The sequence below is a fragment of the Acaryochloris sp. 'Moss Beach' genome, from assembly GCF_021497025.1.
In the GTDB taxonomy this organism is placed as follows: domain Bacteria; phylum Cyanobacteriota; class Cyanobacteriia; order Thermosynechococcales; family Thermosynechococcaceae; genus Acaryochloris; species Acaryochloris marina_A.
The window spans coordinates 4,383,037-4,394,250 of sequence record NZ_CP071717.1 but is presented as its reverse complement, the minus strand read 5'-3'; the positions used below and the strand labels follow the sequence as shown (position 1 = coordinate 4,394,250).

The window sequence follows — 11,214 nt, the reverse complement described above, 5'->3', positions numbered from 1 at the left end:
CTGACAATTTGAGCCTTGCCTTCCTTAACAATAAATTCCAACCGAAAAGATATACATAGTATAGATTTAAAGAATAATTCTTGTAACACCCAGAAACTTACAAGACTGATTTTAATCTAGATTTAGCAGTTTTTTTATTTAAGTTGCCTATATTTTATGGCAATCTAAATTTGCAGCAAATATATAATTTTCGATTCTAGATATACAATGATTTTTTATTGGCTCATACCTAAAAAAAATAAATAGTATTATTTAAAATATAGAAAATTTTTTTCTGAATTAAATTATATGAATTACAGGAATAATTTTCCTGGGGTTTACTTCGTCTGGGTGATGGGCATATTAGAAATGAGAGTGCGTTCAACGTGAATTTAATTCAATGGTTTTGACAAGTTCTTCTACAAAGGTTCAGCACTTTTTAGTGGTTGAAGATGAACAGGGAAAGCGAACGATTCCCTTAATGGATTCAACTTGTTCGATCGGTCGAGATCTTAGTAATTCCATTGCCATTCATTCCCCATCGGCCTCTCGGCAACATGCCCTGCTGATGCGGGTGACTATGCCAGATACAGACAGCCATATGTTTCGCTTGATTGATGGCAATCTCCAGGGCAAACGCAGCAAGAATGGTCTGAGTGTAAATGGACAAGCCTGTACGTCCCATGATTTGAAGCATGGGGATGAAGTCATTTTTGGCCATGATGTGCGGGCCAGATATTACATGACCAATAACATTGCAGATGTCCACTATTTAGAATCTTGCTCCTCTGAAGACGTGACAGGCTTTCTGTCCAATCTTCATAATCCGATGCAAACGCTGACGACAGCGGATGAGATGCTAACTAGTTCCAACGAAGCAGCCATTGTCCGTTTAGCATCTTTTCCTGAACTCTTCTCAAACCCCATTATTGAGATCAATCTGACGGGCCGAATCACCTACTTGAATCCGGCTGCTCAGGCCCAATTCCCTAATCTACGAGAGGAACAAGCTGAGCACCCCATATTGACAGGGCTGGTTGCCTTGATTTGCAATGACAACGAAAAATTTTTCGTGCGGGAAGTCATCATTGGCGATCAAGTCTTTGAACAATCGGTTCACTTCATTGCGGAAAGCGATTTAATTCGGAGCTATATCGTTGACATTACAGAGCGGAAACGCACTGAAGCAGCCCTTCAGGATAGTGAGCGGCGGTTCCGAGCCATTTTTAATCAAACCTTTCAGTTCTCTGGACTGCTCAAGCCCGATGGCACCTTGCTAGAAGCAAATCAAACGGCCTTAGATTTTGGTGGTCTTCAATTGGAAGACGTGATTAAACGTCCAGTGTGGCTAGCTCGATGGTGGACAACCACCACAGACACCCAACGAAGACTGAAAGCAGCGGTCTTGGAAGCTGCTCGGGGCCAATTTATCCGTTATGAAGTGGAGGTATTAGGGGCAAGAGATATTGTTGCCACCATTGACTTTTCCTTGAAGCCTGTTCGTGATGAACTTGGTGAGGTCGTATTACTTATTTTTGAAGGTCGTGATATTAGCGATCGTAAACAGGTGGAAGCAGCTTTACAGCAAGCGCATAGCGAATTGGAGGTACGCGTGCATCAGCGAACTGCAGAACTCAAACAAAGCAATGAACAATTGCGCAGCGAAATTGTTGAACGCGAACGTGCCGAAGCAGCTTTGCAATCTAGTGTGGCGACCAATCGGGCCTTGATTAATGCGATGCCCGACTGGATGTTCCGATTTAGTGCAGACGGCATTTTTGTCAACTATAAGGATTCTCCTAACACAACCCTGCCTCTACCGACGGAAGAATTCTTAGGGAAACCTCTGGACCAGGTTTTCCCTCAAGAGACAGCAACGTCCTTTATGGACTGCATCAAAAATGCCTTAGAGAGTCACGAGATGCAGCTGTTTGAATATCAGCTCGACCATGATGCCAATCCTCTTATGTTTGAGGCTCGGATTGCGGTGAGTGCTGAGAATGAAGTGATGGCCGTCATTCGTGACATCACTGAGCGAAAACTCTATGAGGAAGATATTCGCACGGCCCTCAACAAAGAGCGAGAACTCAACGAACTGAAATCCCGGTTTGTGGCGATGACATCCCATGAATTTAGAACGCCCTTAGCAACGATTCTGTCCTCTGCAGAATTGCTAGAGCACTACGGCCATAAATGGGATGACACTCGTAAGCTCAAGCATTTGCATCAAATCCAGCAGTCTGTTGACCATATGACGGGCTTGCTAAATGATGTGCTCTTGCTGGGGAAAGCAGAATCTGGCAACCTGGCCTTTAAGCCGATTCCAATGCCGCTCACGGAGTTTTGTACGGGGCTGTCGGAGGAGCTGCAAATTACCACCAATACCCATGAGATTGTTTGCAGTTTTCAAGATCAACCGGCAGAGACTCGAATGGATGAGAAATTGCTGCGGCATATTTTCACCAATTTACTTTCCAATGCGATCAAATACTCTCCTCAGGGGGGAACAGTAGATTTTGATTTGGTATTTGAAAATGATTACGCCATTTTCAAGGTTCAAGATCATGGCTTAGGTATTCCGCAATCGGAATGCGATCGCGTTTTTAATTCCTTTAATCGAGCCAGCAATGTTGGCAATATTTCGGGGACAGGATTAGGTTTGGCCATCGTCAAACGTTCCGTTGACTTGCATGGGGGCGAAATCTCGCTCACCAGTCAAGAAAAGGTAGGCACAACCTTTACTGTGCGACTTCCAATTAACCAAAGGGTAGAGCAAGATGGCTAAGATCTTAGTAATCGAAGACGAAGAGTTGGTGAGAGCCAATATCGCTGAGCTTCTGGATGCTGAAGAGCATGACGTAGTAACTGCCGAAAATGGTTTTTTAGGGGCACTTTGGGCTCAGGAGCATCTACCGGAACTGATCATTTGTGATGTGATGATGCCGGAACTCAACGGCTATGAAGTGCTAGAAACCCTGAGTGAAAACTCAGATACAGCCATGATTCCCTTTATTTTCTTGACGGCAATGGCCGATAAGACAGAGATTCGCCAAGGGATGACCTCTGGCGCAGATGATTATCTTACGAAGCCCTTTTCCAGAGCTGAACTATTGGAAGCAGTCAATACACGTTTGGCTAAGCGAGAAATCGTTCAAAGTAAATATAAGCGTGAACGAGAACGGGCAGAAGATTTACAGGAAAGAATTTCTAAGATTCAGGAGAATACAGAAGGCAAAGATAATGTGATTGAGCAATTGCAACAAGACTTAGAAAAGTCTATTCCTAAGCTTAATCTAGCCATTCAGATGCTTTCAAAATTAGAACCTGGCGCTCGCCGAGATTGTTGTCTACAAATTCTCAAAGAAGCTTGTAACGATGAAATCTCCCTGTTAAATCAAATTCCTGATGTTGAGAATGTGTTGACACCGGAGGGGTCAGCCCTTTATCAAGAGTTGGAAGTGGTCGAGTCGACGATTTAACTGAATCCCGTGTTGCGTTTGCATCACGGAAGATGCGTTCAGTTAACAGTGTTGGCGAAAATATTAGACATTTTCATCTGAACTGTGGGTAATTAGAATTCAGTGTGTCTCCTCAGCCCACTCTCGTGGGCATTGTTGTAATAGATAAAAAATAGGCAGAGAAATCGATGGCAAAGCGATCGCTCAATGCCTCGGAACGGGGTCAAGTTATAGCAAAACAAGCGTTTCAGCGAACAGGCTGGACTCAAGCCTATTTGGCTGAGCAAGTTGGCTTGGAAACCCGACAGTCTGTCTGGAAGTTTTTCACTGGCCGTCCGATTGAACGGCATATCTTTATTGATCTGTGCTTTCAGCTCGATTTGGAGTGGCAAGAAATCGCGATTTTGCCTCAATTCCCGATTCCCAATGCGACGGTCTCGGAAGAACAGACGGATTTAGAGGCGGATACCTGGGTACAGAAAGTGCGATCGCAACTGCGAGGCCAAATCCAAGCCCAGTGTGGTGCATTACAATCCTCTCTGGATATCACCCAGCCCGTCCAACTGAACCAAGTCTATACGGGGGTCAACTTCCTTTCTAATCTCAGCCATCAACAATGGCTAGAAGTGTCTGACCTCCAGCAACGGCAATCCTCCAGTAATGAAGAAGAGGTTCCCCTTTACGGCTCTACCTTGACTAGCATCGATATCCTGCAAAACCAGGACAAGGTAGTAATTCTAGGTAAACCAGGGGCTGGAAAAACCACATTTCTGCGCCATATGGCTTTGGAATGTAATGAAGGTCGCTATAAACCTGAATGTATTCCTGTTTTTCTGTCTTTGCGAACCTTTGCGACCCAAACGCAAGATGCAACAGATAGCAGTTTATTGACTTATCTACACCAACTCTGGCAGCGGTGTGGTCTAGATATTAAGCAAGTCAAGGGCTTATTAGACCGAGGACGAGTGCTTTTACTCTTGGATGGCTTGGATGAAGTCCCGGCTTCCCTCAACCAAAGTATCTTGACCCAAATCCAGCAGTTTTCGGAAGAGTATTACCAAAATCAAATCTTAATTACCTGCCGGATCGAGGCTCAGCATTACCATTTTCAAGGCTTTAACTATATTGAATTGGCAGACTTTCAAAAAAGTCAGGTGGAAGTGTTTGCCCGTCGCTATTTTGTGGCCACAGCCCGCAACTCCAAAACCGGAGGATTAACCCAGGCCGCCCAATTTCTAGAGCAGCTGCGCCAGCCCGAAAATCAGGCCCTCCAGAATTTAACGGCTTCACCGCTGCTGTTGGGGTTGATTTGTTCCATCTTTCAACAGCGCATGGCTTTTCCGACCAAGCGCGCCAAACTCTATCAGGCCGGTTTAGAAATCCTCCTCGAACGATGGGATCAAGCTCGGGGCATTAAGCGGGAAGCGGATGAATTTGCCCTATCCAAGCCTGAAACGATTACATTACTCTGTCAGATTGCCGCCACGACGTTTGCTGAGGGCAATTATTACTTTGAGCAACGCCAAGTCCTCAACCTGATTGCCGACTATCTCCAATCCATTGCCCCAGAGCCCCAAGATTTTGAGACCCTTTGGTCTCGCAGTGCAGCCATTCTCAAGAGTATTGAGCTGCAGTCGGGCCTTTTAGTTCAGCGGGCCAAGGAAGTTTATTCCTTTTCCCATCTCACCTTTCAGGAATATTTAACGGCTCGGAAAATTATTGCCACCCCTGAAACAATCGATGAATCTCTGAGTCAGCTCGCGACCCAGATCACCGATTCTCGGTGGCGAGAAGTGATTTTACTGACGGCGAGCTTGCTGCCGAATGCCAACACGTTTGTCCAGCAGTTGCTAGCAACTGTCAATGACATACCCAGTTCTCAGCCTGAAGTACAAAACTTTTTGGGGGCTGTGCAAACGAAAGTCAGTACACTGCAGGCAACAGATCACCCCTTACCGATTACGGCCTTTTATATCAGCCTTATCCTGCGAGATGATCCAGGTTTGGCTAATTGTATCGCCCCGAACTTCACCCAAAATTTACCGGCTGATCTAGCCATTGACTATGCCTTGTTCTTAACGGTTAGGGCTATGCAGCGTCAAGGAACACAGGATCTGCCAGCGTTTACCTTTCTGCCCACTTTCTTAGCGATTGATGAAAGTATTTGTGCTGATCCACAACTATGGCAATCGCTGCAAGATCTGAAAGGCCAGCTACCGGAAGAATCAGCGGATGCAGAAACCTTACAGGCTTGGTACCAACAGCAGGGACAGCAATGGCAAGCAGCCCTGCAGGCTATGATGGTGAAATATCGTGGGTTCCAACCTCAATGGTTTAGTGACCTAAATACTCAAGGAAAACTCAAAGACTATTTTGGGATGTTACAAACCCTAGTGGAGTGTTTGTATGGAGACTGCTATGTTTCTCCTCTAGTGCGTGCAGAACTAGAAGCTCAGCTTTTTGGTTTTAATAAAGTATTGACCGCTTAACTCTGGGACAAAGGCACGCCGCCAACTGCCCCCAAACCACTATTTCCCCAGCAGGCATCCGTTCTATGATGGATGCCAATTTTCGATTTGAGAGAATAATGTCAAAGCCTAGGAATTTCTCGACCTCCATTATAGAGAAGGGGGGCTGGGAAGATGTCTTAAATGCATGTGCCACAATGGAGGAGACATTAGAGAGATGACAAAGATGCAACCCATTCGTCAAGGTGATGTAATCCTCAGACCTTTGTCCAAAACGACGCCCAGCTTAGGTCGTCAACTTTCTCATTTAACGTTGGCGGAAGGTGAAGTGACGGGGCATAGCCATCGTATTAGTGAAGGACAAGCCGAGCTGTACGAAAAGGACGGCACCCTTTACTTACGGGTTCTTTCTCCCGAAGCCACCCTAATCCACGAAGAACACAATGCCCTCGCCATTCCCCAGGGAACTTGGCAGGTTCGTATTCAACGGGAATATGAGCCAGAAGGTTGGCATTATGTGGCCGATTGAGACCTTAACGCCAGTTCAAGATGCGCAAATTGAGGAGTTCTTCCAGCGTTGGCTAGCAGTTACCTGCAATACAACCCCTATTGAAGCCCAACAAGTCAAGCAAACCATCCAGCGCAGCTACGCTCTGATGGGGAAGCAACAGCCTGAAATTCTATGTTTTTCAGGTCCTTTAGAGGCCCAAGCTTACCTACAAGAGCGCCGGATCGATCAACTGCTCAACCAGTGGGGGGTACCTTTGTTGACCCTGCCTTTAGCCCGGCAGCTTAGTCATCAAATTCGGTCTCAGCTCAGGGTGGAATTGCTGTTAGAGATGAGTGAGCGATTAAAGGTTGCCGAATTAGCGACCCTATCTCACAATTTGAACCTGATTACTTGGACTCCCTTGGCCGAGCTGTTTGCTTGGAACACTCAGAATGTAGAAGAAGACACTGTCCCTTGGGGAGAGTGGTCACCCAGTCTTTGGGACCAGCTGTGGCAACAGCAACAAACGGAATGGCGGCAGGTGATTCAAAGCCAGCCTGGAGGAGACTTGTTGGTACAGGTGGGAGAAACCCTGTGGCAATGGGGAGAGCCTGTGGGGCAAGCCTTAGAAGATGCCTTGATCCACCCGCTTCGTCAACAGCCAGAGGTGCAGGCCTGGGAACAGGGGATGCAACAAATGCTGACAACTATGGGGCTAGTGGGTATTGGCTGGCAAGCCTTGACCCAAACCTCTGAAGTCTTACATCCTGCTCTTTTAGACTATTGCATTGAGGTCTTAGACTGCGATCATGATCTAGAAGCGTGGACCCAGTTGCGATCCCTATCGACCCATTGCGGTTTAATCCTTCCCTTTGAGCAAACTTGTGTGGTGTTTGATCGGCCCTTAAAGTGCCATGCAGACCCAGAAGGACGCTTTCACTACGAAGGAGGGGCAGCCCTCCAGTTTGCAGATGGCTATCGCAGCTATCAATTTCATGGGGTTCAAATTCCTGAGCGATACGGAACTGTCCATCCCCATATCTGGAAGGCAGATTGGCTAATCCATGAACAGAATGCCGAACTGCGGCGGGTGTTGATTCAGGGCATTGGCTATGACCGCCTGTGTCAGGAACTGCAGGCCGAAGCCCTCAATACGTGGCGAGAATATACCCTGTTGCGCATTGCCCCCGCGATTGATGTGGAACCGATTTATTTATTGAAAATGACCTGCCCCAGTACCGGCTATATTCACGCCACTCGAGTACCCCCTAGTATTCAGTCGGCCCGAGAAGCCATTCGCTGGGTGAATTGGGATACGGATCCAGAAGAGTTTGCCCAAGAATCCTAGATTGATCGGTTAAAAAGCAAGACTAGAGCGTGACGGTGGGAAACCTAGGGGGATGATTTCTGCATCTGGCCCCTGACGGGCTATGTCCTGGAAGGATGGACTTGCTGTTGGGATAAAGGTGACATAGAATTAGTACATAAATACTATTCATAAACCTTTTGCTTCCTCTCCCCTTGTTGATTGAATCGATAGGAATATTTGCATGCAACTGATTCAGCGAACCACCCTGGTTTATCAAGCGGGTCGCACTGAAAAAGTGTATGAGGTGGATCTGTGCCAGGTGAGTGAGGGCGCTTATGTGGTCAATTTTCGCTATGGTCGCCAAGGCACTGCTTTAAAGGAAGGTTCAGAAACGGTTTCTGCAGTGCCTTTAGAAATGGCCCAGCGTATTTTTGACCGGCTGATCAATGCCAAGCTGCGGAAAGGCTATCGGGTTAGTACGGGAGAAGCTAATCCACCAGAAACGACGGCTTCTCCAGCACCTGCCCCAGTTGAGATACCGGTTGATCCGAATGTGCGATCGCAAGCTATCTTAAATCGCTTAGCAGCTGCCCTTCAATCTCCTGCATCAACTCGCCCTCCTGCTAAAAAATGGCCTCTGAATCGGGTGATCTGGCGAGCGGGGGAATTAAAAATTCAGGCTGCGGCTCCTTTGTTGCTGCAACTTTGGGGACAAGAAGATCTGAGAAATTACTGTATCGCCTGGGCCCTAGGTCAATGTGGCGATCAAAGCACCTATACCGCCTTAGAACAGCGTTACCGTCAGGCTGGGGCAGAGTTTGTGCGGCGTATTACCCTAGAAGCGCTATTCAAACTAGGAACTGCGGCCCAACGAGATGCCCTGCGGCAAGAGCTAACGGTGCAGTTACCACCGGATTTGCGAACCTTGACTCGACAAGGTCCAGCCAGCGCTTTGACACAAACCCTCAAAAGTACCTTAGATCCGAATGCCTCTCCCCAGACCTTGGCCGTGCTCGATCTGCTGTATCAGATCGATAGTGAGGTGACTCGACCCGCTGTGCTTGAGGTAATTCAAACAGCACCCCTGCGCCCCAGCTACTTCCAGCGACTGCGGCATATTTTCAAAATGGCTGAATATCGGCAGGATACCGAAGTCTTTGGCCTGCTGGCCTATCGGTTTGAGCAAGAAAAAGCGCTATATCGTAACCAAGGCTATGGTGTGCGACTGCCGGATGGGGAATACCTCTATGCCGGATATACCTATAATTCCCGCACCGGACGCTATGAGCGGACCACTGATAATCCGATCACGACAGAACAGCGACGTCCAGACACTCGGTTAGCCTTTAGCGACAAGACCCGAGACTACCTGCGGCGGAGGGTTTGGCGGACTTTACGTAAGCTGGGTCAGGCTGGAGACTCAAGCTATGTCACGTTTGCGGTTGATCTGTTATTGCAATATGCCGATGAGGATGCCGGGTCGGTTCGGGAGTCGGTTTTCTATCACTGGGATTGGCGCAATAGCTATAGCCGGGTGGAAACGGGCCGCGTTAACTGGGATCTCTTTGCAGGGTATCTCGCCTTTAACCATGTCCTCTATGAACAGAGCCCTCGCTATGTTCTTAAGCCTGCAAATAAAGCCTGGCGCTGTCAGTCCTCCTATAAGCCGGGTGATCCAGCTCCCCCTGGACGGGAAGAGGCCTTTCCCCATTTGTGGGACCAGCAGCCGGTCGCTTTGCTGCGCTTGTTGTCTGAAAGCGGCTGCCAACCGGTTCATGAGTTTGCAGTTAAAGCCATTCGGGCTAGTCGATCCTTCCTGGAGAGCCTACCCTTGGAGAGCGTCATCCTTCTGCTAGAGCGCCCCTATGAAATTACGGCCCAGTTGGGATTTGAAATAGCCCAGGCCCGTTATGATGCCTCCCAGCCGAATCGGGAATTGATAGTTGCGATCGCAACCTGTAACTATGCCCCCGCTCGCCAGCAAGCCCAAGCCTGGATTACCGCTCAGCGAGATGTTTTCCTCAACGACAGTCAGCTAATCGCCCAGTTGGTAACCTGCAAACCCGCCGATATGCGGGCCTTTACTCGACGACTGTTGAGTACAGCTTTGCTAGAAGATACGAGGGCACGGGCGATTTTGGGTCAGGTGATTGCCATTCTCTTAAACCAGGAGCCCGAAAACATCCCGTCAGAGGACTGGATCACGGATATTAGCGAAACCCTCTTTCTCAGTTTTGGCACTCAACTGCGGACCCTCGGTTTGGAAGTGGTGTTGGATATCTTGCGATACCCCGCTGCTGAGATGCAAACCTTTGGGGCGCGGATTCTGCTGAACCATTCCACTCCGGTGACAGAACTCCCACCGAGCCTGATTGACGCCCTGATTGATTCCCCCTTCGATTCCGTGCGGGTAGTTGGGGTACGACTGCTCAGTCAATTACCCGATACCGTTCTGATGGAGCAAACGGGGCTATTGCTCACCCTGATCGCTCATCCCCTTGCCGAAATGCGTTTGGCGATCCGTCCAGCGATTCAGCGCATAGCTGCTGCCCAACCTAGCTTTAGTCAGCATCTAGCCCAACCTTTGCTAGAGGTATTGCAAGGGCCAGAAGAAACCGAAGGCATTCATCGTTTTTTAACGGATCTGCTGTGCCAAGATTTACCAGGATGGATGGACAACATTATCCCCGAGCAGGTTCACCAACTCCTAGGGGCAGAGTCCCCTGCGGCCCAGGAAATAGCAGGTTATGTGTTGCAGCATCATTGCGATCCCTGGTCTGCTACCTTACCCACCGCTGATATTGCCCAATTCACTCACCATGACATGCTGTCCGTGCGCACCGCTGGATGGCAAATGCTGACAGCGATTTTGCCCCGGCTACGACAGAGCGAGACGGATCTGCTAGATATTGTCCGGGTGCTGGAGTCCACCTGGGAAGACACCCGCCAGTATGGATTTAAGCTGTTTCGCGATGATCTGAAGCCCGATGAGCTGACCCCTGCGGTGGTCATTAGCATTTGCGATAGCAACCTTCCTCAAGTTCGTCAACTGGGTCGAGATTTGGTGGGTCGTTGCTTCCGTGATGCAGATGGAGAAGGTTATTTGCTCAAATTTAGTGAGCATCCTGCTACCGATATGCAGCTGTTTGCCACCCAATACCTGCAGACCTATGTGGTGGATAATCCCCAGCGACTGCAAGAGCTAACGCCGTATTTCACTCGGGTGTTAGCCCAAGTAAATCGAGGTCGGGTGACCAAGCAACGGGTCTATGCCTTCCTAGAATCGGAAGCAACCAAAAGCTTAGCCGCAGCAGAGATTATTGCCGAGATTCTGACTCGCCAGTCCGTGACGATTGCCACTTGCGATCGCGCTCGGGCATTGGAGATTTTATTGAAAATTCACAGCGCCTATCCCCAGATCTCAGTGCCCCTGCAGGTGAAGCCCGTCGCCGTGCGAGAGCCTGCTGCCTTGTCCTCAAGTATTTAACCGTCAATCCTGAAGTCGAGAGA

6 protein-coding genes are annotated in these 11,214 nt (G+C 48.5%); all 6 read left to right on the top strand.

Annotated features, from left to right (window positions below; translation table 11 throughout):
* The first annotated feature begins 379 nt into the window (after positions 1-379).
* The 6 genes from HRE53_RS20690 (at position 380) to HRE53_RS20665 (ending at position 11,191) form a co-directional block, all read left to right on the top strand.
* Positions 380-2,764 carry an ATP-binding protein gene (locus HRE53_RS20690; RefSeq protein ID WP_212665108.1) on the top strand — a complete coding sequence of 795 codons (2,385 nt, stop codon included), beginning with the start codon at positions 380-382 and terminating at the stop codon, positions 2,762-2,764.
* Positions 2,757-3,458 (top strand): response regulator transcription factor, encoded by a 702-nt coding sequence (locus HRE53_RS20685; protein ID WP_212665107.1) that lies wholly within the window; start codon positions 2,757-2,759, stop codon positions 3,456-3,458. Before HRE53_RS20690 ends, HRE53_RS20685 begins: the two co-directional genes overlap by 8 nt.
* A gap of 167 nt (positions 3,459-3,625) precedes the next feature.
* Positions 3,626-5,926 carry an NACHT domain-containing NTPase gene (locus HRE53_RS20680; RefSeq protein ID WP_235107768.1) on the top strand — a complete coding sequence of 767 codons (2,301 nt, stop codon included), beginning with the start codon at positions 3,626-3,628 and terminating at the stop codon, positions 5,924-5,926.
* Between the two features lie 205 nt (positions 5,927-6,131).
* Positions 6,132-6,434, top strand: coding sequence for a hypothetical protein (locus HRE53_RS20675; protein ID WP_315874872.1), 303 nt, complete (start codon positions 6,132-6,134; stop codon positions 6,432-6,434).
* Complete coding sequence (locus tag HRE53_RS20670) at positions 6,400-7,743, top strand: DUF6745 domain-containing protein (RefSeq protein WP_235107767.1); 1,344 nt, start codon at positions 6,400-6,402, stop codon at positions 7,741-7,743. Before HRE53_RS20675 ends, HRE53_RS20670 begins: the two co-directional genes overlap by 35 nt.
* A gap of 202 nt (positions 7,744-7,945) precedes the next feature.
* Positions 7,946-11,191, top strand: coding sequence for a hypothetical protein (locus tag HRE53_RS20665; protein WP_235107766.1), 3,246 nt, complete (start codon positions 7,946-7,948; stop codon positions 11,189-11,191).
* Positions 11,192-11,214 lie beyond the last annotated feature (23 nt).

What these genes read in the sequence shown, in the direction of transcription:
- HRE53_RS20690 (WP_212665108.1), top strand. Translation starts at nt 380, where the DNA reads ATGGTTTTGACAAGTTCTTCTACAAAGGTTCAGCACTTTTTAGTGGTT.
- HRE53_RS20685 (WP_212665107.1), top strand. Translation starts at nt 2,757, where the DNA reads ATGGCTAAGATCTTAGTAATCGAAGACGAAGAGTTGGTGAGAGCCAAT.
- HRE53_RS20680 (WP_235107768.1), top strand. Translation starts at nt 3,626, where the DNA reads ATGGCAAAGCGATCGCTCAATGCCTCGGAACGGGGTCAAGTTATAGCA.
- HRE53_RS20675 (WP_315874872.1), top strand. Translation starts at nt 6,132, where the DNA reads ATGCAACCCATTCGTCAAGGTGATGTAATCCTCAGACCTTTGTCCAAA.
- HRE53_RS20670 (WP_235107767.1), top strand. Translation starts at nt 6,400, where the DNA reads ATGAGCCAGAAGGTTGGCATTATGTGGCCGATTGAGACCTTAACGCCA.
- HRE53_RS20665 (WP_235107766.1), top strand. Translation starts at nt 7,946, where the DNA reads ATGCAACTGATTCAGCGAACCACCCTGGTTTATCAAGCGGGTCGCACT.